Origin of the sequence: Rhodococcus sp. APC 3903, assembly GCF_030407755.1 — a bacterium.
GTDB classification, from domain to species: domain Bacteria; phylum Actinomycetota; class Actinomycetes; order Mycobacteriales; family Mycobacteriaceae; genus Rhodococcus_F; species Rhodococcus_F erythropolis.
Map to the genome: position 1 here is coordinate 31,296 of NZ_JASDCV010000011.1, position 21,622 is coordinate 52,917.

Consider the following 21,622-nt stretch of genomic DNA (forward strand, 5'->3'; position numbering starts at 1 on the left):
GCGCTCGATCGACAGGACCGATGATGACAGATTTTGCGACCCTGAAATACGAGACCTCTGGTGGTAAGGCGTACATCACCCTGAACCGCCCCGATCGGCTCAACGCAATCGACGATCGGATGCCGTCGGACATCCGAAATGCAGTTGCGGCGGCCAATGACGACGACGACGTTCGCGTGATCATCTTGCAAGGCGCAGGCAAGGCGTTTTGCGCCGGGTACGACCTCAAGAAGTTCGCCGAAGGAGATCTCGACGGAAAGTGGAATCAAGGCCCGGTGTGGGACCCCATCAAGGACTTTCGGGGCATGAAGCAGAACACCGATGACTTCTTCACCCTCTGGCGATCGCTCAAGCCGACCATCTGCAAAGTTCAGGGTCATGCAGTCGCAGGCGGAAGCGATATTGCGCTGTCTTGCGACATGCTGATCATGGCTGACGACGCCCGCATCGGATACCCGCCTGCTCGCGTCTGGGGTTGCCCGACCACAGCTATGTGGGTGTACCGCCTCGGGGCGCAACGCGCCAAGCGAATGTTGTTGACGGGAGACACCATTGACGGTGTCACCGCCGCCGATTGGGGATTGGCGCTCGAATCGGTGCCGGCCGACGAACTGGACGCTGCGGTGGAGGCGTTGGCGGATCGCATCGCCGGTGTCCCGCTCAATCAATTGGCAATGCAGAAGATGATGATCAATCAGGCGTACGACAACATGGGGTTGCAGGGCACCCAGGTGCTGGCAACCCTGTTCGACGGAATTACGCGTCACTCGCCGGAAGGGCGCTGGTTCAAGGATTTTGCCGAACGCGACGGATTTCACGCCGCGGTGCAGTACCGCGATTCCGGCCGCAAGATTCCAGACGGAGGCGGGCCGCTCCCCGAATCCGACACCCCTTCACGATAGAAAGTGGATGTGAGATGAGCAGTGTTCTCGAAACGTCGTACTTCCCCGCGGACGTGTCGGACCCGATAGTGGAACAAACGGTCGGCGGGCTGCTCCGAGAGTGCGCCGCGGACTCGCCGAACCTGGTTGCTATCCGAGAAGTAGTTCCGGCGCAATCGCATTCGTTGTCCGGTGCCTCCGAGACGGATCGCACCTGGACCTTTGCGGAACTCCTGGGTGAAGCGGAGGGGTGCGCGCACTACCTCTTGTCGCAGTTCGACCGCGGCGACCGGATAACGGTCTGGGCTCCGAACATTCCGGAGTGGATGATTCTGCAGTACGGCGCCGCGCTTGCCGGAATGGTTCTGGTGACTGCCAATCCGGCATTGGGTGCGGAGGAATTGGCGTACGTCCTGTCGCAGTCCCAGTCCCGCGGGCTCTTCCACACCGGAAAGTTCCGCGGCGGCGACATGGCAGCGGTGGCATCCGAGGCGATTTCGATTGCGGGAGCAGAAGTTCTGGCAGTGAACTTCGAGGACTGGGATCGTCAGGTTCGAGGTTGGGCCGGCGAACGGGGCGCACTGCCGGAAGTCTCTCCTGACGACAATGCGCAGATCCAGTACACGTCGGGAACCACCGGAGTTCCCAAAGGTGCGCTGCTGCATCACCGAGGACTGGTCAACAATGCCGATTTCGTCAGTCGGAGAGGTCAATTCCCCGAACGGGGTTCGGTGGTCTCGGCGATGCCGCTCTTTCACACCGCTGGGTGCGGCATCCTGGTCCTCGGCGCCGCACAGCGAAGAATGTCCATCGGTCTGATCCAGTATTTCGATCCGACTGCGGTTCTCGATGCGGCGGAACGCTTTCGGGCCGACGTGGTCAGTGGAGTTCCGACGATGCTGATCGCGATGATCAACGACGCCAGCTTCGCGAGCCGCGATTTCTCGGCCTGTTCGGTGGTCGTGTCGGGTGGGTCGTCGGTCCCGCCCGAACTCGTGAGCACGGTGGAATCGGCCTTCGGTGCGGGGTTCAGCATCGTCTACGGACAAACCGAGGCGAGCCCCGTGATCACGCAGACCAGCCCCGCCGACACCCCTGAAGACAAATCGGAGACGGTCGGTCTCGCGTTGCCGCAGGTCGAGGTGAAGATTTCCGACGTGGTGACCGGGGACAGCGTGCCACTCGGCGAACAAGGTGAGATCTGCGCGCGCGGGTACCTCGTCATGACCGAATACTTCCGCAACCCGGAGGCTTCGGCCGCCACCGTGGACAAGGACGGTTGGTTGCATACCGGCGACTTGGGGACGATGGATCACCGTGGATACGTCCGGGTGACCGGCCGGCTCAAGGACATGATCATCCGCGGCGGGGAGAACATCTATCCGCGAGAGGTCGAGTCCGTGATCTTCACGCATCCGAAGATCCTCGATGTGGCGGTCGTGGGTGTGCCCGACGAGGTGTGGGGCGAGCGGGTGGTTGCAGTCATCAGGTGGAAAGACGAGTCCGACCAGCCGACCGCAGCCGAACTGGTCGAGTTCTGCACCGAGCGACTGGCACGCCACAAAGCACCCAAGGAGTGGTTCAGTGCAGAAGCATTTCCTCTGACCGGCTCGGGCAAGATTCAGAAATATCGAATTGCGAGCCTGGTCGGCGAGGGCGCCTACGGCGTCGTCAGCTGACCCGAGCCCCTAGCACGTCGGAGCGATTCTGTCTGGGTTATCCCCGTAAATCGCTTCGACGTGCCCTGTTTATCCTGGTGTCGTGAGTTCAACCTTCGGTGAAACCGGACACAAAGCCACCTCCAGCCGCATCCGCGCCACAGCCTTTGCGTCGAAGGTGATGGCCGCGTCCGACGCTGTGAAGTTCATTCACCCCGGCGACACGGTCGCGATCAGCGGTTTCGCAAGTGCCGGTACTCCCAAGGTCATCATTCCGGCGCTGGCCGAGCGCATTCACCACACCCGGGGCAACGGATCGAACTTCACGATCAATCTCCTGACCGGCGCGTCGGTGTCCACCGAGACCGAAAGGCTGCTCGCCGAGGTCGACGGAATCGCGCTGCGTATGCCGTATCAGTCCGAGGCCACCGCGCGTCGCCGCATCAACGACGGTCGCATGGACTACGTCGACATCCATCTCTCCCACGTTGCTCAGCAGGTGTGGGAGGGCTACTACGGCAACGTCGACGTCGCGGTCGTCGAAGTCGCCGGTATCACCGAATCAGGTGAACTGATTCCCTCCGCGTCGATCGGCAATAACAAGACGTGGCTCGACGTCGCAGACAAGGTCATTCTCGAAGTCAACTCCTGGGTGCCCGAGGCGATGGAAGGCATCCACGACGTCTACTACGGCACCGCGTTGCCGCCGCATCGCAAGCCTCTCGAGATCACCCGCGTCGAAGACCGGATCGGCCAGACGACATTCCGAGTGGATCCCGCGAAGGTTGTGGCCGTTGTCGAGACCGACTGCCGAGACAGCGCGAGCCCTCTCACTGCACCCGACGCCGTCAGTGAGGCGATCGCCGGCCACGTCCTGGAATTCTTCGACTTCGAGGTGCGCGCCGGACGGATGCCGGCGGATACCTTGCTTCCGCTGCAGGCAGGCATCGGCAATGTTGCCAACGCGGTGCTCGGCGGTCTCGATCGGGGGCCGTACCGCGGCCTGACCTGCTACTCCGAGGTCATCCAGGACGGGATGCTCAAGCTGATCAAGGACGGAACCGTCGCGCATGCGTCGTCGACGGCTTTGGCGCTCACCGACGAGGGCATCGAAGAACTGACCGCGAACATCGACTTCTACCGCAACCACATCACGCTCCGTCCGCAGGAAATCAGCAACCACCCAGAGGTGGTGCGCAGACTCGGAATCATCGCCATGAACGGCATGCTCGAGGCCGACATCTACGGCAACGTGAACTCGACGCACGTCATGGGGACGAAGATCATGAACGGAATCGGCGGCTCGGGAGACTTCGCTCGTAACGGCTACGTGTCCATGTTCTTGAGTCCGTCGACGGCCCGCGGGGGTGAGATCTCGGCGATCGTGCCGATGGTTCCGCACGTCGACCACACCGAGCACGACACGCAGGTGTTGGTCACCGAGCAGGGGTTGGCCGATCTGCGCGGTCTGTCTCCGCGGCGACGCGCGCGCCTGATCGTCGACAACTGTGCTCACCCGGAGTTCCGGCCACTGCTCCGCGATTACATCGCTCGCGCCGACGCTCAGCCGGGCGCGGGGCAGACGCCGCACATCCTGGGCGAGGCATTCTCGTTCCATCAGCGGTACATCGACACGGGTTCGATGCGCCTTTCCTGACGCCGGGCAATTCCGCTGACAGTGAGAGAATGCGAGGGTGAGCCGAACCGGGGTACCTGACGACGCCATCCGCCGGGTTGCCGCGGCAGGGGCGGACGACGCCGGTGGCCTACCCGTCGAGTTGCTGGGTGATTTCCTCGACGTGCTCAGCGATGCTGTCTGTGAAGGAAAACCGCTGCAGCGTCGTCAGCTGCATCGTTTCCGCGCCCGTGGTGAAGAAGCGGCGCAGCAGGGTGTTGCCCTGCGAGCCTTGCTCGATCTTTATCTCTCCTCGGCTTGGCGCCTGTGGCGTGAGCTCCCCGCTGTTATTGCGGCACAATCGGATCCGACTGCCGTCGTCTCGGCCGGCGAAGTCATGCTCCGCGCCGTCGACGATGCCGTCGCCGAACTGGCCGAAGGATTTCAGTTGGCCAGGCGTTCTCTGGTCCGCTCGCAGGTATCGGCACGCCGTGAGTTCGTCGACGACCTGTTGACCGGTGGAGCCGATGTCGTCGGATTGTTAGGTCGTGCTTCGGGATTCGGGCTCCATCTCAGCGGTCCGCATGCCGTCGCGGTCGTGATCGCGACGCGCGAGTTCACCGACGACAATCCCTTGGTGCGGGCCGTCGAACGTGCCGTGCTCGGCAGCAAGGGTGACGCCGACGCGTTGGTTGCCAGCAAGAGCGGCAAACTGGTCGTCGTTTTCGCGGCGCCGGACCGTGATGCCGTTGATCACGTGCTGGCGGGTATTCGGTCGGCTCTCGGACCGGGAACCGATGACGACGGGCGAGTTCAGTTGCAGCGGCGTGCTTTGGACGGCACCTGGCAGATCGCTGTCGGGCGCCCTCGCACCACCGCTTCGGGCGTCGTGGCGTCGTACCGGGAGGCGCTCGACGCACTGGACCTGGCGCAGCGCCTGTCGTTGACCGCACCGATCATCGATGCTCGTGACCTGCTGGTCTACCGCGTTCTGGTCAACGACAGGCCGGCGGTCACCGACCTGATCCACACCCTGCTCACGCCGCTGCTCGAGGCGCGCGGCGGCGCTGGGCCGATGATCGACACCCTGCTCGCGTACTTCTCCGCCGGCGGCAATACGGCAAAGACCGCCCGAGACCTGCACTTGTCGGTCCGGGCGGTCACGTACCGCTTGGACCGTATCCGTGAACTCACCGGCCAGAACGTCAACGACCCCAACGACAGCTTCGCGCTCCACGCTGCCGTGTTGGGCGCGAAGTTGCTCGACTGGCCGGCCACGGAGCTGGCCTGATCAGCTGGTGCGCGCCCGTTCCTCGTAGGCAGCACGGGCCGCGGTGTCTACGTCGCCGAGAAACTGCGTCTCGACGCCGAACAGTCGGCTCAATGCCTCGTAAGGCCGTCGGGGCACGAAACCCTGTGCCTGGACAAGCAGTCCGGACACTCGCGTAATGCGCACGCGTGGTCGAGGTTTGGTGATCAAGCCGACGATTGCTTCGGCGATTTCCTCCGGCTGAACCTCACGGAAACCCTTCATTCCCGAAGTCCCGGAAGTGAGTTGGGTGTTGGTGAGCGTCGGCAGTACGGACGAGACGTTCACTCCGGTGCCACGAACTTCCTTGCGGACAGAATCGGTGAAGCCCAACACCGCATGCTTGGCGCCGCAGTACGTCGACAGACCGGGGCACGGGAGTTCGCCGGCAAGCGAAGCGATGTTGATGACGTGTCCACGTCCGCGTGGAAGCATCCGTCGCAGTGCGAGTTTGGTTCCCGTGATCACGCCGAGGACGTCGATCTCGATGATGCGTCTGGTCACGGTGTCGTCCTCGTCGACGATCCGTCCGACCGGCATGATGCCCGCATTGTTGACCAGTACGTCGATCGGGCCGAGTTCACCTTCGACGGTGTCGAGGAAGTCGAAGAACGACGCGGGGTCGGTGACGTCGAGACGCCCGAACGTACGGATGCCCAAATCTTTTGCAGCCTGCGCGAGAGTGGCTTCGTCGATGTCGCCGATCGCGACCCTCGCGCCCAGGCTGATGAGCCGTTTCGCGGTGGCGTATCCGATGCCCCTGGCGCCACCGGTGATGACCACTACCTGACCGTCGAAAGGCTTGTTCATATCGCGAGCGTCTCCAAAAACTAGAGGGATGGGATTGCAGTGACGTAAATCTGCAGCGACGTGAAACTGCAGTGAGATGTGATTGTGGACCAGTTGAAGTTGGGTAGATAGGGCTTGTTGGCCGAACCAAGGCGATAGATTTATGACTAAGTCACAATTCGGGGAGGCGCCATGGAAACATCGGAGTTGGACGGCTGGATTGCGAATCTCGCACCCATCTATCTCCAGCCGGAGGTGATCGACGGTTTCGTCCAACGCATCGACGACGCCATTGCCGAGGCCAATCCCGAGGTAGCGGCTGATCGGGAGCTACGACGCGATGTGGATGCGAGCACCGCGGCGCAGCTCCGCGTCATCGTGGCGGCGATCGCGGGCGGTTCCCAAGAGGTCACGCCGCCGGCGGAGTCGGTTGCGCTTGCACTCACCGTCGCCCGGCGCGGTATGGATCTTCGGGTCCTGCTCAAGATCTACGGCGCCGGACGCCTCGCGATGCTGGGTTTCGTCGACGAGTCGATAGAAGCACTCCCGATAGGTCCGGAACTCAAACGCGCACTTCTGGTTCGAGTGTGGGGTTCGGCGATGAGATGGCTGGAAGTGACCACCGAATTGTTGGTCGCGACGTACGCGAAGGAGCGGGAGAGCTTGGCGCGCGGCGCTTTTGCGCGTCGGTCCGAGACGGTGCACGCGATTGTCGCGGGCGAAGCCCTTCACTCCGACGAAGCGTCCCGGATCCTGGACTATCCGATGCGGCGCCACCACACGGCGTTTGTTCTCTGGACGGACGACACCGACCCGGCTGCAGACGTATTGGCGCGGTTGGACTCGTATGCCCGTACCTTCGTAGACGAGTCCAACGGCGAGCGTGTTCTGACTTTGCCTTCGGGCGCGCGTGAGCTGTGGTCGTGGGTCGCGCATTTCGACGGCCAGGAGTGGGCGTCACATGTTGATGCCCGGCATTCGGATCTTCGCGTTGCAGTGGGAGCGAGCGGTTACGGAATGGAAGGATTCGCTCGCAGTCATCGCGAGGCGCTCGCCGCGCAGCGCGTGGCGGTCCGTTCCGGGGGCTCGCCGGGTATCACCGTCTACGAGGATGTTCAGGTTCCCTGTCTGCTCACCGAAGATCTGGGCGAACTGCGTGAGTTGGTGGCTCGGGAACTGAAAGGCCTGGCCGGCGCGGACGGCGTCACGACGCGCATCCGTGACACCGTCCGGGTCTACTACGAGAACAACTGCACCGCGGCCGCTACTGCCGCAGCCCTCGGCCTGCACAAGAACACCGTGCGGTATCGACTCGATCAGGCCGAAAAGCTACTGGGTCGCAGCGTCGACCAGCGTCGGCTGCCGACGGAGTTGGCCCTCATCGCACTGGAGAGTTACGGAGCCACCATCGCGCCGGCGCCGTGATTCGCTACTGCATGTCATCGAGACCGGGGAGCGAGTAGCCGGAGTTGTCATCCCAATCTGCGGGGGTGTCGTCGAGTGAAACGTCCCAGTCGGCGTCGGGCACCGCTCGCCGGAGTTCGGTCAGTGCGTTGAACCAGTAGACGAGTGACGGAATCACCTCGGTCGGATCGCTCGAGATCTTGGTCGAGCCGTTGAGCAGAGTGTTGGGGATATCCGACGGGTAGAGGTCCAGGACCTCGTAGTCGAACGGAAATTCGTCGTTGTGGACGGCGATGAGTCGGTCGACTTCGGCCTTCTCGTCGTCGGTCAGCGGTGTGGAGCGGACGGCGGAGTAGTACAACGAGGTGCTCATGTTTGCCAGGCTAGAACAAGTTGCCTTCCAACGGCGGTTTCGGATGCAACACCTTTAGATTGCATGATCTCGGCAACTTTAGATACAAAAGTCGTCGATATTTCGACAGGGATGGATAGAAGTCGGCAAGGAACACTGGAGAAGACGGCGAGACGGCCGTCCGAACCCAGTGAAGGAGCTCCCCGTGACCGCAGTCATCAGTGCCATTCGGGTAGGTGGTCAGCGATGAACGTTCCCATGTGGGCGTGGGCCGCGTTCGCCGCAGTCATCGTCGTCATGTTGCTCATCGACTTGCTCGCCCACCGCGGCGCGCATGTCATCGGCTTCAAGGAAGCGGCCTGGTGGAGTGCACTCTGGGTCGGTTTGTCTCTCGTGTTCGCGGTGGTTGTCACCCTGACCTTGGGGGTGAACTCGGGCGTCGAATTCACAACAGCCTGGCTGTTGGAGAAGAGCCTCTCGGTCGACAACCTCTTCGTGTTCGCCCTGATCTTCGGTTACTTCAAGGTGCCCCGTGAGTACCAGCACCGTGTGCTGTTTTTCGGTGTCATCGGCGCCCTGATCTTCCGCGGAATCTTCCTCGCTGCCGGCGTTGCCGTGGTCAGCAAGTTCACGGCCGTGCTGTTCGTCTTCGCCGCCATCCTGCTCTACAGCGCTTACAAGCTGCTCAAGGACGACGACGAGAGCTTCGATCCGGGTACGTCGCTGGCAGTTCGCCTGCTGCGCAAGATCATGCCGGTTCGCGAGGAATACGCGGGAACCAAGTTCTTCGTCAAGGAAGCCGGAAAGCGCGTCGCAACACCGCTGTTCGCCGTCGTCGTCGCCATCGAAGCCGCCGACCTCGTGTTCGCAGTCGACAGCGTCCCGGCAGTCCTGGCAGTGAGCGACGACCCGTTCATCGTGTACTCCAGTAACGCGTTTGCGATCCTGGGTCTGCGTGCCCTGTACTTCCTGCTCTCGGGTCTGCTCGAGAAGTTCCACTACCTCTCCAAGGGTCTGTCGATCATCCTCGCCTTCATCGGCGTGAAGCTGATCATGCAGGCCAGCCACAAGGTGATCAGCACGTCGATCCCCGAGATCCCCTCGCTGGTCAGCCTCGCGGTGATCATCGTGGTCTTGGCAGGCTCGATCATCCTGAGCCTCAAGAAACCGCTACCGCAAGAGCCTGAGGCCGAAGAGGTTGCGTCCGGTGATGCACCGGTCGACCTCGAGAAGACAGGCCCGAATGGGGGCGTCGAGTCTTCCGACATCGCACTTGCTGCCGGCGAGCACGACGACGATGACGACAAGGTGGATGCTCGCAGTAGGAGCTGACGCCTGATCGGCTGAACTAATCGAAAAGGGAGACCACACAACGAGGTGTGGTCTCCCTTTTCGTTTCTCACGACTTCTCGTAACCAAACAGACCACTGATCGGGAAGGTGTGTTCTCACTCGGCCGCGCGCGATCTACCTTGGCGGATGCCCGACGTCCGAGATCAGGAGTGCACATGACAATTCACGCGGAAGTCATCACCATGCTGGCCACGCTCAACGCCGCATTTCCGGATGTCACCAGCTTCGAGCCGTCGGAGTTACGTGCTCTGCTTCGGAATCGACGCGCCCCGTTGGAGCGGCTTCCCGATTTGCGTACGGTCGAAGACCTCGCAATCGAGGGCCCCGGTGGAGATCTGGCGATCCGCGTCTACCGCCCGCACACTTCCTCCGACGCCATACCGCTGGTCGTCTTCGCTCATGGCGGAGGCTTCGTGTTCTGTGACCTGGACAGCCATGACGAATTCTGCCGGTCCATGGCAGAAGGGGTTGGCGCCGTCGTCGTCTCCGTCGATTATCGTCTGGCCCCTGAGCACCCCGCGCCGGCAGCACACGACGACGTCTACGCCGCATTGGAGTGGGCGGCGAAACACGCGGCACAGTACGGCGCAGACCCGAGCAAGATAGTCCTTGCCGGCGACAGCGCGGGCGGCAATCTTGCTGCGACAGTTGCCATCGCCGCCCGCGATCGTGGGGGGCCGGCGGTTGCGGCGCAGGTTCTCATCTACCCGGTGATCGACGACGATTTCGACACCGAGTCCTACCGTCTCTACGGTACCGACCACTACAACACGACCACGGCCATGAAGTGGTACTGGGACCAATATGCTCCCGAACGCCGAGATGACGTGCGGGTGATACCCACTCGGACAGAGTCGTTCGCCGATCTTCCCGCGGCTGTTGTCGTGACAGCCGAGCTGGATCCGCCGTGCTCGTCCGGTGACGAGTACGCGAAACTGCTTGCCTCGGCCGGCGTCCCCGTGCAGCATCATCGCTTCGACGGGTTGTTTCACGGGTTCCTCACTATTCCGTCATTGTCGCTCACAGAGCCGGCACGCCAGAAAGTTTGGGCGATGATCCGCGAGGTATCAGCCGCCGCTCGATAGGATCTCGTCGCCCAGTTCACCGAAGGTATGGCAGATTCTTTCCCGCACAATGACTTCGGTGCATTCGGGATCGAACCATCGATCAACGACGCCCCAGTGGATCGGATGATCGAGGTATTGGGTCTGCAGTGATTCGAGGTCGGTGAACTCCTGCTCCCACACATGGGTCCACGGTGCTTCGTCACATGCAGGTGTTGCGCCGGTCGCCGCACTCACCCGACTGAGTCGCCAGGCAGCGATCGAGGAGATATGCCCGGGCATCTTCAGCAGGTCACTTTCGAACTGTTCGATTTCGTCCTCGGAGGTAGTGGGTTCAACGCGAATCAGCAGCGCTCGGTACACCCCGTTCGGGCCGGTGGCGCGCGAGCGACCCTCGGTTCCGGAAACGTACTCGGCGCCGTGAAAGCGTTCGATGGCATCGTGGTGAAGTTCGGCGTCGACGGAATCGCTAACGGCTCGCCACGCGGCTTCATTCGCGAACTGAAGATAAACGATCAGATCTCCGCCGTTGATGGCGCCGGGCAGAGTAGCGGTGACGAGATGGCGAACTGCGCCCGACGATTCTGCCACTGCCGCAATGGTGTTCACCGCATCCGCCCAGCCGTCCGAGTCCGTGCTGTCGGCAGCAAAAACAACCCTCGTGACGTTATACATCGGCCAGTGCCTCGACGTCGTCGGCAGCAGCCGCCATGGTGCGGCTACGTTCGCAGATGAGTGGTTCCATGGCATCCCACCACTGCCGAAGCGTGGTGTCGCCGCGACTCAGACGAGTCATGGCCCACCAACCGGAGGCTCCGTCGACGGTCCACGTGATAGTCACGACGTTCGGTTCGTACTCGGACCACAACGGCGGACTGACAAGTATGTTGTCGAGGGTCAGGCTGCGTCGCCGGGCGTTCGGCAGGTAGCCGGCACGCCATTCGTCGACGAACTTCTGCCCGCATCCGGGATTCGTGACGATCCGGTCGATCACGTAGAGAGTCTCACCTGCCATGTGCGCAGGCTACGTTCCGTCTAAGTCTCTGCGGTACTACCGATCTCACGCAGCGGGAGGTTGTTCGGAAGCGGACGGGGAGCGTGCCGGTCGCAGCCCCAGCCACCCCACCAGTCCCACCAGAACGAAGGCAACGCCCGCGGTCGCGAACGTGACGGTGAAGGCAGATTCGCTTGGCATCGCCGGAACACCTTCGGGGAGGTTCGCGATTGTCATCGACGCCAGAATCGTTGTCACTACTGCGCTGCCGATGGCGCTGCCGGTGGAACGTGAGATCGAGTTGATGCCGTTGGCGATGCCGCTCTGATGATGCGGCACGTTGGACATGATGATGGCGGGCATGGCTGCATAGCCGAGGCTCAGGGCGGCGCCGATCACCATGCCCGCACCGATGACCGACGCGGTGTGCGTGTGGTCGAACGCGAGCCACGCGAACGGCACCGCGCCCAGGATCGCAGTGAGTCCCAGAACGAATCGCGGCCCACGGAGTCTGATGAGACGACCGCCGATCGGGGCGGCGATCAGCGAAACTATCGCGCCAGGCAGCAGGAATTCGACCGACGCACGCAGAATGCTCGCGTCGAAGCCGTATCCGGTGAGATCGCGGGGAAGTTGTGCGAGATACGAGATCCCGAGGAAGTTCGCGAACATGCCGAAGCCCACCACGACGCCGGCAAGATTTGCCATCATCACCGGGCGGTGGACGAACATCCGCATGTCGACAAGCGGTTCGTCGACGATCTTCTCGATCCATACCCAGACTGCGAACATCACGATCGAGCCCACGAAAACACCGACGGTCAAGGGTGACAACCACCCCCATTGGTGGCCTTGAGAAATGGCCAGAAGAAGCAGAAGTAGTGCCGCGCCCAGACTCAGCGCACCGATGAGGTCCACGCGCCCACCGCTTTTGTGCGTGGTGGGCGGGACCAGCGTGGCGACGGCAATCAAGGCCAGCACTGCGAATCCGGTGGCCATCCAGAAGGCGTTGCGGTAGTCGGCATCCGGAGCCGATGTGAGCAGACCGGTGGCCACGAGGGCGAGACCGCTGCCGAACGCGAGAGTTCCGCTGACCAGGGCCATGGCGCCGGGAAGCTTCTGTGGTCGTATCTCTTCGCGCAAGACCGAGAGTGCGAGAGGGAAGATCGCGGTGGCTGTTCCCTGGAGTACACGGCCGAGGATCAGCAGTGGCAGATTGTGCGCCAATGCCGCGACAATCGAACCGATCACCATGACGACGAGGACGCCGACCAAGGTGCGCTTCTTGCCGTGCTGATCGCCGTAGCGTCCCAGCAGGGGAGTGAAGACGGCAGCGGAAAGCAGGGTCGCCGTCGTCACCCAACTGACGCCGGCGGACGAGGCTCCGAGGTCGGACTGAATCCGTCCCAGGATCGGAACCGGCAGCGTCTGCATCATCGAGACGATCATCGCTGCCAGGCTCAAAGCGCCGATGATCACGGCCTCCCGGCGCGGCGATCTTGCTACGGACTGGTCCGGGGAATCGGTGGCAGTTGGCGTAGCGCTGGGGCTCGCGGCACTGCTCGTCGTAACTGTGTTCGTCAACGGGTCCTTCTCGGGAACAACAAGAGAAAATGCTTAATGTGGCGAAGTAATTTTCTCTGGATGGTAAGTCCGCGAGATCGATCCCGTCAATGCTGGTCAGCGACCGAGTGGGACATGCCCTGTGAATTCGTTCTAGAAGGGGTATACCGGGAGTGCACTTTGCGCCGTCACCCATTGTGTTTCCGTGAAGGCATCGAGGTTTGCACCGATACCGCCGACACGGCCGCCGTTACCCGAAGACGCCATGCCGCCGAACGGGATGACGGCTTCGTCGCCGACCGTCTGATCGTTGATGTGGACCAGGCCGGTGGGAATCTGTTGGGCGAGTTCGAGTCCGCGCATGGCGTCGGAGGTCAGAATGCCCAGCGACAATCCGTACTCGGAATCGTTGGCTATGGCGACGGCTTGTTCGACGGTGGCGAAGGAGGTCACCGGTGCGACCGGCCCGAAGACCTCGTCGGCGAAGGCCGGCGCGGCGAGTGGGGTGTCGGCTAGCACGGTGGGCCGGTAGAAGAGATCCTCGTAGGTGCCGCCGGCAGCCAGTTTTGCTCCGGCCGCGATGCTTCCGTTGACCAGAGAGTGGATGTGGTCGCGTTGTTTGGCGTCGATGATGGGTCCGAGTGCGACCTGACCGGTGAACGGGTCGCCTACCGGAAGCTTGTCGGCGTGTTCGGCAAGGAGTGCGGTGTAGTCGGCGGCGATACTTTCGTGGACCAGTTGGCGGCCGGTGGTCATGCAGATCTGTCCCTGGTGCATGAACGATCCGAAAGCGCCGACAGATGCGGCCTTTTCGAGGTCGACGTCATCCATGACGATCAGTGCATTGTTGCCGCCGAGTTCAAGATGAGCGCGCTTGAGATGGCGGCCCGCCAGTTCGCCGACCGCGCGTCCAGCTCGGGTCGACCCGGTGAATGCGATGACGCGAACGCTCGGATGAACCACGATTGCCTCACCGGCGTCAGCGCCGCCCGGCAGCATGCTGAACACTCCGGCGGGCAAGCCTGCTTCTTCGAAGATGCGAGCGAGAACCACACCGCCGCAGATCGCCGTGCGCGGGTCAGGCTTGAGAATCACCGAATTGCCCAGCGCCAGTGCGGGAGCGACTGCACGGATCGACAAAATGATGGGGAAGTTGAACGGCGCGATGACGCCGACGGTTCCGACGGGTACGCGACGAGAGAAGCTCAGCCGAGGTTGCTCCGAGCGCAGAACCTCGCCGACAGGGTGTGCGGCCAAAGCTGCTGCGTTGTAGCACTCTTCGGCAGCGGTATGGGTTTCCAGCCCGGCCTTGGCCGGGATGCTGCCGGCCTCGCGGATTACCCATTCGCCGATTTCGTCGGCGTACTGCTCGAACAGTTGACCGGCGCGGCGTAGAACGGCGGCTCGTTCAGTGTATGGTATTGCCGCCCAATCCTTCTGAGCTGCAGTAGCTTTTGTTGCAGCGGCTGCCACGTCGTCGGGTGTTGCCATGCCGACCGTCGTCAACTGCTTGCCGGTGGCCGGCTCGACGACAATACGATCGTCGGCGCTACCGCGAACCCATTCGCCGTCGAAGATCTTCGATTCCCACACAGGGTCGCTCAGCAAACGCGTCATGGCTGCTCCTCGGTAAAGGGATGCAACCGCGCGCCGCATCACATGGTTGCCCACCACGTTGCTCTGTGAGGGGGTCGATCGCCATCACACTTTCACTCAGTGAAAGACGGATTCATGGCGTCCTTGAGTGCTTGGATCAGATCGGCGAACTCGGCGGAGTGGGTAGCGCCGCTGCGGGTCACTCCCGAGACGGGAATGCGCAAGCGGCCGTGCGATTCTCGCATGAAGCTGATTCCAGCGCGTGGAGATTCGCCTGCGGTGATCGAATAGAGCAGGGTCCAGGCGCGCGGGTTGGTGATCACGTCCAGCGTGGCTGTGTGATCGCTCGGAATTGCGGGGCCCAGTTGGACGCGTCGATCGATCTCGCGGAATGCGTCCTCGACCACCTTGTGAATGAGCACCTGACTTTGGCGCGGCGGCAGGAGCAGGGGATATGCGGCCAGATCATTGAGGTCGACGCTTTGCTGGCCGGCTAGGGGGTGTCGGCTCGACATGACGACGAGAAGATCTTCGACGCCGAGGTCCAAGGGTTCGAGTCCGGGGCGGTCGACGCCGCCGCGAATCAGGGCGATGTCCGCGTCACCGGAGGCCACAGCATCCATGCGGTGGGCAAAGCTCTTGATGACGAACTCGACGTCCAGGTCCGGATGAAGTTCGCGCACGTGTGCGATGGCGTCCAGCGTCTGAGCGGCAAAGCTCATGTTTCCGGTGATTCGGATCCGGGCTCTCGGGTCTCGTGCGACGGAGTACGCCATCGTTTCGAGACTGAGGACTTGCTGCGCGATGGGCACCAGTCGCGATCCTGCCGGGGCCAGGCGAACCGCCCGGGTCGAGCGCTCGAAGAGTGTCGCCCCGAGCTCCTTCTCCAGTCGTGCGACCTGATGGCTGATCGCCGACTGCGAGATGAAGCAGCGTTCGGCAGCGCGACTGAAGCTCAGTTCCTCGCTCACGACGAGAAAGTACTTGAGTTGGCGGAAGTCCATGAGGACAGCTTACTTATGAGCAATCGAGATAACAGTCTTGCGAATACTCCAGCTAGCTGGACCCGACCCATGATCAGTCCATACCGTAATAGTCATACTTTCAATTTGGTTGAGGAGTTCGTTGTGGATAGAACAGCTGCGGGTCGCGCCGACATCGACGCGACTGGACACGAGAAGACTCAGGTTGTGATCGTCGGTTCGGGATTCGGAGCCCTCGCCGCGGCCAAGACCCTCGCGAAGTCCAAGACGCCGTTCGTTCTCATCTCCGCCACCACCGAGCACCTCTTCCAGCCGCTGCTCTACCAGGTGGCGACGGGTGTCCTGTCGGCCGGCGAAGTTGCTCCGCCCATCCGCACGATCCTGCAGAAGTACCCCAACGCCGACGTCCGCCTCGGCCGCGTCGTCGAGGTCAACGCCGAAGAGAACACCGTCGTCTACGAAGCCTCGGGCACCCGCCACACGCTCGGGTACCGCTCGCTCATCGCAGCCACCGGTGCCACGCAGGCGTACTTCGGGCATGACGAGTTCGAAAAGGTCACCTACAAGCTCAAGACCGTCGAGGACGCCGAGGTACTGCGTAAGCAGATCCTGCGTTGCTTCGAGGAAGCGCACACCACCAACGACGCGCTGGTTCGCCGTAACCTGCTGAGCTTCGTTGTCGTGGGTGCCGGCGCGACCGGCGTCGAGCTCGCCGGACAGATCAAGGAACTGGCGCGTCGCTACTTTGCGAAGGCCATCAACAACATCAGTGCCGACGAGGTCACGGTCACCATGGTCGAAGGCGCCGGCGTTGCGCTTCCGGCCTTCGGCGGCAAGCTCAGTGAGTACACGCAGGCCTCGCTCGAGAAGTCGGGTGTCGAGGTAGTCCTCAACACCATGGTCACCGCCATCGACGAGCATGGTGTCACCGTCTCTTCGGCAAAGACCAAGGAAGAGAAGCGCATCGACGCCGAGACCGTCATCTGGTCGGCCGGTGTACGCGCCAACGACTTCGCCGCAGTGCTCGGAGAGGCAACCGGTTGTGAGAGTGACCGCGCAGGTCGTCTGCTCATCAATCCGGACTTGACCGTCGGCGGGTTCGCCAACGTCTTTGCCATCGGCGACATGACTTCGCTCAACGGTCTGCCCGGTCAGTCGCCCGTTGCGATGCAGGGTGGCCGTCACGCCGCGAAGACTGTGAACGGAAAGGTCAAGGCCGGAACGCCTTTCAAGTACTTCGACAAGGGCAGCATGTCGATCATCAGCAGATTCAGCGCTGTATGTCGCGTCCGCAAGGTCGAGTTCAAGGGCACGATCGCCTGGTTCATGTGGCTGGCCGTGCACGTGATGTATCTGGTGGGCTTCCGCAACCGGTACGTCGCTGTGATGTCGTGGTTCGGTTCGTTCATCGGTCACCGTCGTCCGCACTTCCACTACGCGCAGGAACCGATGAAGATCGAGGCCGCGCCGCCGGTGACCGAACGCGAACCGGAATTGGCGCACTCCGCGTAGCTCCGCACCGCCTGAACACGTTTCGCCTGATGTCAGTCACAGTGGATTCTTAGTGGCACTGCCCTGTCACACTGTGTGAATGGCATCAGGCGACCGTTCGTTGATCGGCCGGGCATTTATCGTGCTCGGCGCCTTCGACGCGAAATCGCCGCGGTTGACGCAGTCGGAGATCAGTCGTCGCAGCGGCTTACCTCTGCCCACCGTTCATCGGCTGTGTGGGCAGTTGGTGGCCGAGGGCGCACTCGAGCGTCGGAGTGACGGCAAGTACCAGGTCGGAGTGCGGTTGTGGGAGATCGGCGCTCTTGCTCCCGGCGCTCACGGCCTGCGGCAGGTGGCGTTGCCGTTCCTCGAGGACCTGTACGAGGTCACCCGGGAGAATGTGCAGTTGGTCGTTCGTGAGGGTACCGAGGCGCTGTACCTCGAGCGCTTGTCCTCGCGTAGTGCTGTCACCGTTGTCGGTCGGGCCGGGGGAAGATTGCCGTTGCACGCGTCCAGCGGTGGACTGATTCTCCTCGCGCACGGCGGAACCGAGCTTCTCGACGACGTCCTCCAGGCCGGTCTCGAGTCGTTCACTCCCAAAACCATTACGTCCGAGCGGATTTTGCGAGCAACTCTCGACGAGATCAGACGCACCGGATTTGTCGTCTGCCGTGAGTATCTGAACGTCGGAACCCTTGCCGTCGCCGCTCCGATACGCGAAGCCGGCGGCAATGTCGTCGCAGCGGTCTCGACAGTTGTTCCGGTGGAGCAGGATCCAGCTCCTTTACTGCCGGCCTTGGTCGCGGCCGCCCGTGGAATATCACGCGGGCTCGGTGGCGGCGGGCTCGAGTAGCTCTATTTCTGTCTTTCACTGAGTGAAATTGCAGCTGTTCAGGGGAGTGGTCGTGGTCGATGGTGGTCTCAATCGTCACTCACCTCAGGAGTTCTCTGTATGTCTTCTTCGCGCACCCAGGTCGGAATCGTCGGTGGTGGTCCCGCCGGGTTGATGCTCTCGCATCTGTTGCATCTGAAGGGAATCGATTCGGTAGTCCTGGAATGTCGCACCCGTGAAGAGGTAGAAGGCACCATTCGTGCCGGCGTGCTCGAACAGAACACGGTTGATCTCATGGTCGAGACCGGACTCGGTGATCGACTGAAGCGGGAAGGCCTCGAACATCACGGAATCGAGCTGCGATTCGGCGGGCGAGGGCACCGAATCGCGTTCGACGAACTGACCGACGGGCGCGCAGTCACGGTGTATCCGCAACACGAGGTGCTCAAGGATCTGATCGCGCGACGTCTCGCTGACGGCGGGGACATTCGATTCGGAGTGTCCGACGCGAAAGTGCACGATCACGAATCGGATCGCCCGAGTATCACTTTTGTCGATTCGGACGGAAACGACCAGAAGCTCGAGTGCGCCCTGGTGGCCGGTTGCGACGGATCACGTACGCAAACGCGAAAGCTGATTCCCGAACCGTCGATCCGAACGGATCATTTCCGCCAGTATCCCTTCGCGTGGTTCGGCATCCTGGCCGAGGCTCCGCCGTCATCGGAAGAATTGATCTACGCCAACCATGAGCGTGGGTTTGCACTGATCAGCACGCGGACGCCCGAGGTGCAGCGTCATTACCTCCAGGTCGATCCGGACGACTCCGTGGACAACTGGTCCGACGATAGAATCTGGGACGAGCTGCACATGCGCGTCGACGGCGAGGGCGCAGAGATCAAGGACGGCAGGATCTTTCAGAAATCGATCCTTCAGTTCCGCAGCTTCGTTTGTGAACCGATGCAGCACGGCAACCTGTTTCTTGCCGGCGATGCGGCGCACACCGTGCCGCCGACCGGTGCGAAGGGTATGAATCTCGCGATCGCCGACGTTTACGCTCTGGCGAAGGCAATGGACAGTTTCTTCACCTCGTCCGACCGAAAGATGTTGGACGGGTACACCGAAACGGTGCTGCCGCGTGTGTGGCGGACGCAGCACTTCTCGTGGTGGATGTCGTCGATGCTCCATCGCTTGCCAGACGACAGCGGTTTCGGGCATCGCCGTCAATTGGCCGAGTTGGACATGGTCACGCGTTCGGTCGCCGGACGAACGCTGATCGCCGAGAACTACGTCGGAACGCCCTTGATCTAGAGAGTTGTCGCAGATTTTGCGGTGCGTAATCAGTGGAGCGGGGTGCCTTGATGGTGTACCAGTTGCCATCCGGCCGGGGCGCGGCGCCACAGGGATGTGCGCCGCGCTCGACGCACGCCACGGAGTGAATCCCACTGTGTCAGGACGTATCCGTCGTCGATGATTCGACCGGTCAAGTTGTGAACTTCGATGCCGTCACCGTCGATGGGTTCGTTTCGCAGTGATTCAACGGTCGACGGTAGGTCCCGGACGCTACCCGACGCACCTATCTCGGTGAAGACTTTGTGGGGTCATGAATGCTCCTCTGCCTACGCATTGGTCGGGCACGATGTCGGTCGTGATCATCGCAGAGGTGGGTGTCGAGTTTCCAACATCCGTTCTCGGAGACTGTCGTAGATAGGTGCCGACCCTGCCGCGGTGGCGACGAATACCGCTGCCGCAGTGGCAGCGAGCATCGGAATTAGCGTCGACGTCACCGCTGTCATCTCGACCACGATCACGATGCCGGTGAACGGTGCGCGCACTACAGCGCCGAAGAAGGCAGCCATGCCGATGGTGGCCATGGTGACCGTGAGCCCGGCGTCCACTCCGGGCACGAAGCTCGACAGTCCGGTGAAGATCGACCCCCAGAGTGCCCCGAGTGCAAGTAAGGGAGCGAACAGTCCGCCGGGAGTTCCAGCGGCATACGAGAGCGGGCCAGTGAAGAACCGAACCGCCAAGTACAGCAGCAGGATCGGCAGTACGAAGGTCCTTCCGCCGACGATCATCTGTGCAAGAACGTCGCCGCCCCCACTGGCCAGCGGGTCGAGGAACAGCGTCAGGCCGATGGTGGCGCCGATCGTTGCGCCGATGACAGTCGGCGGGATCCTGTCGAGTCGTGCAACGGCGTCGAGTAGACCCAGAATCAAGCGGTTGTAGGCGATACCGAGTAGCCCCGTGAGGATTCCGAAGACGACAAACAGTGGCAAGAGTGCGAGTTGAGGCGTCGGGACGGTGCCGACCTCGAAATCGGGTTGGTCACCGATGACAAGTCGTGCACAACCCACCGCGACCGAAACACCGAAAAGTGTTGGCAGCACGGTGCGCAGCCGAAATGAGTGCGTCACCTCCTCGCAGACGAACAGTGCCCCGGCGATCGGCGCGTTGAACGCGACGGCGAGTCCTGCTCCGGCCGTGGATGTTTGCAGCATGGCGACGTCCGGTTCGGCAAGGCGGGCCCGCCGTCCCGCTTCTGCCCCGATCGCCGCACCCATGTGTACGGTGGGGCCCTCGCGGCCGAGAACCAGACCGGAGCCGATCGCCAAGAGGCCGCCGATGAATCTGGCAGGCACGAGATTGATTCCCGGCGGTTTCGCTTCGCCGCGGGACACCGCCTCGACGTGCTGGATGCCGCTTCCCTTTGCGAGGGGGACTCGTCTGACGATCAGTACGGCCAGCACGGTGCACAAGGCCACCAGGACGACCGGCACGAGCCACCCGACGTACGGAACGTGATGCGCCCAATTCATGATCGTCCGACGGAGTTCGTCGGCCCTGATCAGACACCAACGGAACGCGCCGCCGACAAATCCGACCCCGACGCCGGCGACCGCAGCGAGAAGGCACAGCAAACTCAGTCCGCGGTTGGAGTCACGCGGTTCGGTGCCGCCGTCGTCCTCGGTCATCGTGATCAGCCCTACCTGATGGTCACAACTCGCGACAGGTGAATTGAGCTTCCTCACCTTGGACGGTAACCCATTCCGATACCCGCAGTGTCGGATCGAGGTTGTGCAGCCGAGTCACAATTCGACAAGCAGGCTGATTCCGAGAACCGCCATCATCACGGCGATCAGAGCGTCGAGAATCCGCCAGGCGTTGGGTTTCGCAAAAAGCGGCGTCAGCAGACGTGCGCCGTAACCGAGGGCGCTGAACCAGACCACACTCGCGGTGATGGCACCGGCCGCAAACCACCAACGTCCGATTTCGCCGCGACCGTTGGCAATTGAACCCATGAGCACCACGGTGTCGAGGTAAACGTGTGGATTGAGCCAGGTGAGAGCCAATGCCATCGTGACGGCGGCCAGCCTCGAACCGTTGCCGTGCTGATCCGGCGCCAGCGTCTGGGGTCGAAGCGCCCGCTTGGCGGCGAAGATTGCATAGCTGAGGAGGAAGACCGCACCGGCGATACGAACGAACGTGATCAGCGACGGTGCGTGTTCGAGGAGGGTCCCGATTCCGCTGATGCCTGCAAGGATCAGAATTGCGTCTGACAACGCGCACACTGCGACGATCGCGAGTACGTGCGATCGCGTCAGACCTTGGCGAAGAACAAACGCATTCTGGGCGCCGATTGCGACGATCAATGACAGTCCGACTCCGAAACCGACGAGGGCCGACGCAGGGTCGTTGGTGCTGAGCATGTTGTCGAGCCTGCCGCTCAGATTTCATTCAG

General features: G+C 62.3%; 20 protein-coding genes. 10 read left to right on the forward strand and 10 right to left on the reverse strand.

Annotated features, from left to right (window positions below; translation table 11 throughout):
• Positions 1-23 precede the first annotated feature (23 nt).
• From QMA15_RS16940 to QMA15_RS16955, 4 genes are all read left to right on the forward strand, one after another.
• Positions 24-902, forward strand: coding sequence for a crotonase/enoyl-CoA hydratase family protein (locus tag QMA15_RS16940; RefSeq protein WP_020971163.1), 879 nt, complete (start codon positions 24-26; stop codon positions 900-902).
• Between the two features lie 14 nt (positions 903-916).
• Positions 917-2,560 carry an AMP-binding protein gene (locus tag QMA15_RS16945; protein WP_046379496.1) on the forward strand — a complete coding sequence of 548 codons (1,644 nt, stop codon included), beginning with the start codon at positions 917-919 and terminating at the stop codon, positions 2,558-2,560.
• Between the two features lie 82 nt (positions 2,561-2,642).
• Positions 2,643-4,196, forward strand: a complete 1,554-nt coding sequence (locus tag QMA15_RS16950; RefSeq protein ID WP_020909516.1) for an acetyl-CoA hydrolase/transferase family protein — start codon at positions 2,643-2,645, stop codon at positions 4,194-4,196.
• A gap of 37 nt (positions 4,197-4,233) precedes the next feature.
• Positions 4,234-5,445: a helix-turn-helix domain-containing protein gene (locus QMA15_RS16955; RefSeq protein ID WP_279163446.1), complete on the forward strand. Its 1,212-nt coding sequence runs from the start codon at positions 4,234-4,236 to the stop codon at positions 5,443-5,445.
• On the opposite strand, the gene QMA15_RS16960 is transcribed toward QMA15_RS16955, so the two are convergent.
• On the reverse strand, positions 5,446-6,273 hold the full coding sequence (locus QMA15_RS16960) for an SDR family oxidoreductase (protein ID WP_019745803.1): 828 nt from the start codon (positions 6,271-6,273) through the stop codon (positions 5,446-5,448).
• Between the two features lie 171 nt (positions 6,274-6,444).
• On the opposite strand from QMA15_RS16960, the gene QMA15_RS16965 reads away from it, so the two are divergent.
• Positions 6,445-7,677: a helix-turn-helix domain-containing protein gene (locus tag QMA15_RS16965; RefSeq protein WP_019745802.1), complete on the forward strand. Its 1,233-nt coding sequence runs from the start codon at positions 6,445-6,447 to the stop codon at positions 7,675-7,677.
• Positions 7,678-7,681: 4 nt separating this feature from the next.
• Here QMA15_RS16965 and QMA15_RS16970 read toward each other — a convergent pair whose 3' ends face one another.
• Complete coding sequence (locus QMA15_RS16970; RefSeq protein WP_020909514.1) at positions 7,682-8,029, reverse strand: hypothetical protein; 348 nt, start codon at positions 8,027-8,029, stop codon at positions 7,682-7,684.
• Between the two features lie 225 nt (positions 8,030-8,254).
• Between QMA15_RS16970 and QMA15_RS16975 the strand changes: the two genes are divergently transcribed.
• Together QMA15_RS16975 and QMA15_RS16980 are read left to right on the forward strand one after the other, a co-directional pair.
• A complete protein-coding gene (locus QMA15_RS16975; RefSeq protein ID WP_019745800.1) occupies positions 8,255-9,340 on the forward strand; it encodes a TerC family protein in 1,086 nt (361 codons plus the stop codon).
• Positions 9,341-9,515: 175 nt separating this feature from the next.
• Positions 9,516-10,445 (forward strand): alpha/beta hydrolase, encoded by a 930-nt coding sequence (locus tag QMA15_RS16980; protein ID WP_031330713.1) that lies wholly within the window; start codon positions 9,516-9,518, stop codon positions 10,443-10,445.
• Here QMA15_RS16980 and QMA15_RS16985 read toward each other — a convergent pair.
• The 5 genes from QMA15_RS16985 to QMA15_RS17005 all read right to left on the reverse strand — a co-directional run bounded on the left by QMA15_RS16985 (position 10,428) and on the right by QMA15_RS17005 (position 15,581).
• The gene (locus tag QMA15_RS16985; protein WP_069145400.1) at positions 10,428-11,099 is read right to left on the reverse strand and encodes a Dabb family protein; all 672 of its coding nucleotides are present in this window, start codon (positions 11,097-11,099) and stop codon (positions 10,428-10,430) included. The genes QMA15_RS16980 and QMA15_RS16985 overlap by 18 nt on opposite strands.
• Positions 11,092-11,439, reverse strand: coding sequence for a hypothetical protein (locus QMA15_RS16990; protein ID WP_019745797.1), 348 nt, complete (start codon positions 11,437-11,439; stop codon positions 11,092-11,094). The genes QMA15_RS16985 and QMA15_RS16990 overlap by 8 nt, the downstream gene beginning before the upstream one ends.
• A 45-nt stretch (positions 11,440-11,484) precedes the next feature.
• The gene (locus tag QMA15_RS16995; protein ID WP_029537174.1) at positions 11,485-13,002 is read right to left on the reverse strand and encodes an MFS transporter; all 1,518 of its coding nucleotides are present in this window, start codon (positions 13,000-13,002) and stop codon (positions 11,485-11,487) included.
• A 132-nt stretch (positions 13,003-13,134) separates the two neighbouring features.
• On the reverse strand, positions 13,135-14,598 hold the full coding sequence (locus QMA15_RS17000) for a benzaldehyde dehydrogenase (RefSeq protein ID WP_279218919.1): 1,464 nt from the start codon (positions 14,596-14,598) through the stop codon (positions 13,135-13,137).
• Between the two features lie 92 nt (positions 14,599-14,690).
• Positions 14,691-15,581, reverse strand: coding sequence for a LysR family transcriptional regulator (locus QMA15_RS17005; protein WP_019745794.1), 891 nt, complete (start codon positions 15,579-15,581; stop codon positions 14,691-14,693).
• Between the two features lie 123 nt (positions 15,582-15,704).
• On the opposite strand from QMA15_RS17005, the gene QMA15_RS17010 reads away from it, so the two are divergent.
• From QMA15_RS17010 to QMA15_RS17020, 3 genes are all read left to right on the forward strand, one after another.
• Positions 15,705-17,072 (forward strand): NAD(P)/FAD-dependent oxidoreductase, encoded by a 1,368-nt coding sequence (locus QMA15_RS17010; RefSeq protein WP_019745793.1) that lies wholly within the window; start codon positions 15,705-15,707, stop codon positions 17,070-17,072.
• Positions 17,073-17,151: 79 nt separating this feature from the next.
• Positions 17,152-17,904 carry an IclR family transcriptional regulator gene (locus QMA15_RS17015; RefSeq protein ID WP_259118298.1) on the forward strand — a complete coding sequence of 251 codons (753 nt, stop codon included), beginning with the start codon at positions 17,152-17,154 and terminating at the stop codon, positions 17,902-17,904.
• A 99-nt stretch (positions 17,905-18,003) separates the two neighbouring features.
• The gene (locus QMA15_RS17020) at positions 18,004-19,191 is read left to right on the forward strand and encodes a 4-hydroxybenzoate 3-monooxygenase (protein WP_020971147.1); all 1,188 of its coding nucleotides are present in this window, start codon (positions 18,004-18,006) and stop codon (positions 19,189-19,191) included.
• Positions 19,192-19,220: 29 nt separating this feature from the next.
• On the opposite strand, the gene QMA15_RS17025 is transcribed toward QMA15_RS17020, so the two are convergent.
• The 3 genes from QMA15_RS17025 to QMA15_RS17035 form a co-directional block, all read right to left on the reverse strand.
• Positions 19,221-19,460, reverse strand: a complete 240-nt coding sequence (locus tag QMA15_RS17025; RefSeq protein WP_097386701.1) for a DUF4440 domain-containing protein — start codon at positions 19,458-19,460, stop codon at positions 19,221-19,223.
• Between the two features lie 72 nt (positions 19,461-19,532).
• Positions 19,533-20,855 (reverse strand): ClC family H(+)/Cl(-) exchange transporter, encoded by a 1,323-nt coding sequence (locus QMA15_RS17030; RefSeq protein WP_259118301.1) that lies wholly within the window; start codon positions 20,853-20,855, stop codon positions 19,533-19,535.
• 114 nt (positions 20,856-20,969) lie between these two features.
• Positions 20,970-21,590: a LysE/ArgO family amino acid transporter gene (locus QMA15_RS17035; protein WP_259118304.1), complete on the reverse strand. Its 621-nt coding sequence runs from the start codon at positions 21,588-21,590 to the stop codon at positions 20,970-20,972.
• Positions 21,591-21,622: the final 32 nt, after the last annotated feature.

Coding starts and splice junctions, on each gene's coding strand:
- QMA15_RS17005 (WP_019745794.1), bottom strand. CDS start 15,581: ATGGACTTCCGCCAACTCAAGTACTTTCTCGTCGTGAGCGAGGAACTG.
- QMA15_RS16940 (WP_020971163.1), top strand. CDS start 24: ATGACAGATTTTGCGACCCTGAAATACGAGACCTCTGGTGGTAAGGCG.
- QMA15_RS17000 (WP_279218919.1), bottom strand. CDS start 14,598: ATGACGCGTTTGCTGAGCGACCCTGTGTGGGAATCGAAGATCTTCGAC.
- QMA15_RS16960 (WP_019745803.1), bottom strand. CDS start 6,273: ATGAACAAGCCTTTCGACGGTCAGGTAGTGGTCATCACCGGTGGCGCC.
- QMA15_RS16945 (WP_046379496.1), top strand. CDS start 917: ATGAGCAGTGTTCTCGAAACGTCGTACTTCCCCGCGGACGTGTCGGAC.
- QMA15_RS16990 (WP_019745797.1), bottom strand. CDS start 11,439: ATGGCAGGTGAGACTCTCTACGTGATCGACCGGATCGTCACGAATCCC.
- QMA15_RS17015 (WP_259118298.1), top strand. CDS start 17,152: ATGGCATCAGGCGACCGTTCGTTGATCGGCCGGGCATTTATCGTGCTC.
- QMA15_RS16970 (WP_020909514.1), bottom strand. CDS start 8,029: ATGAGCACCTCGTTGTACTACTCCGCCGTCCGCTCCACACCGCTGACC.
- QMA15_RS17035 (WP_259118304.1), bottom strand. CDS start 21,590: ATGCTCAGCACCAACGACCCTGCGTCGGCCCTCGTCGGTTTCGGAGTC.
- QMA15_RS17030 (WP_259118301.1), bottom strand. CDS start 20,855: ATGACCGAGGACGACGGCGGCACCGAACCGCGTGACTCCAACCGCGGA.
- QMA15_RS16980 (WP_031330713.1), top strand. CDS start 9,516: ATGACAATTCACGCGGAAGTCATCACCATGCTGGCCACGCTCAACGCC.
- QMA15_RS16965 (WP_019745802.1), top strand. CDS start 6,445: ATGGAAACATCGGAGTTGGACGGCTGGATTGCGAATCTCGCACCCATC.
- QMA15_RS17020 (WP_020971147.1), top strand. CDS start 18,004: ATGTCTTCTTCGCGCACCCAGGTCGGAATCGTCGGTGGTGGTCCCGCC.
- QMA15_RS16985 (WP_069145400.1), bottom strand. CDS start 11,099: ATGTATAACGTCACGAGGGTTGTTTTTGCTGCCGACAGCACGGACTCG.
- QMA15_RS16975 (WP_019745800.1), top strand. CDS start 8,255: ATGAACGTTCCCATGTGGGCGTGGGCCGCGTTCGCCGCAGTCATCGTC.